Raw genomic sequence first — 1,233 nt, forward strand, 5'->3', positions numbered from 1 at the left:
TCGTCAATGTCTCCGGGGCCGACTTGCCTTACCCGGAATGGTTGAAGGGGGTGTCTGGAAGGAGCCCCGATGGCGGCTGACTACTTGCGGTAAACCGAGTCGGCAGGTGATTGCGGAGCTGCACAGGTGTTCGTGGGCCAGGGACTTGGCACCTAATTATCCAACCAAATAGTTCGAAAACAACGAAGCGACCCGAGCGTCGTGAGGAGCATATGCATGGAACGGTATCAAGGTAAAAAGGTGGTCATCATCGGCGGCACGAGCGGCATGGGGCTGGCAACGGCGAAGATGCTCCTCGATGGGGGTGCTCGCGTCCTTGTGACGGGGCGGTCGCAGGCTGGCCTGGATTCGGCGCAGGAAGAGCTCGGCAACGACGCCCTCGTCGTTTCGAGCGACGCCCGGTCGTTGACGGACATCGACACGCTCGCCACTCGGGTGAAGGCCGAGTTCGACACGGTCGATCTGCTTTTCGTCAACGCGGGTTTCAGCGCCTTCGCGCCGCTTGAGAGCATGACGGAGGCTGTCTACGACGATATGTTCAGCCTGAACGCCAAGGGACCGTTTTTCGCGGTGCAGAAACTCGCGCCGATGATCACTCGCGGTGGTTCCGTTGTCTTCACCACCTCAACCGCAAACATCAAGGGAATGCCCATGATCGCCGCTTATGGTGGCGCCAAAGCCGCGATGCGATCGTTTACTCGGATGTTCGCCGCGGAGTTTCTTCCTCGGGGGATTCGCGTCAATGCGGTGTCGCCCGGTCCCATCGAAACACCGATCATCGGCAAGGCTTTCCCCGATAAGGAAACGGCGGAACATCTTACCGGGCAGATGCGCGAGGCCAATCCGATGAAGCGCTTCGGGACATCGGAGGAAATCGCAAAGGCCGTCCTCTTCCTCGCGTTTGATGCGACCTTTACAACCGGCGCCGAATTTCCGGTCGACGGGGGCTGGTCTCAACTCTGAACGTCGTGTGCCTCCGCCGGCTCCGTAGAACCAAGCACCGAGGACGAATCCATGGCTGACTTCCCCTATCGCTGCGCCTTAATCATCGGAGCCGGACCTGGCATCAGCGCGTCACTAGCGCGGCGCTTGTCTAACCTCGGATTGCAAGTCGGTCTCGCCGCTCGCGATGTCGAGAAGCTGAAGCCGCTGGCGGAGGAGACTGCTGCAGCGGTCTTTGCCGTCGACGCCTCCCAGCCAGAGCAAGTGGCGAAACTCTTCCTCGACATGGAA

General features: G+C 60.3%; 2 protein-coding genes. Both read left to right on the forward strand.

Going from position 1 to position 1,233, the window contains the following annotated elements:
• The first annotated feature begins 216 nt into the window (after window positions 1–216).
• Entirely contained in the window at window positions 217–963 is a 747-nt protein-coding gene (locus AC1DT2_RS23850; protein ID WP_477299169.1) for an SDR family oxidoreductase, read from the forward strand.
• A gap of 51 nt (window positions 964–1,014) precedes the next feature.
• The coding region (locus tag AC1DT2_RS23855) for an SDR family NAD(P)-dependent oxidoreductase (protein ID WP_477299170.1) at window positions 1,015–1,233 on the forward strand (219 nt) is incomplete at its 3' end.

The sequence above is a fragment of the Luteibacter sp. P4_E6 genome, from assembly GCF_056401535.1.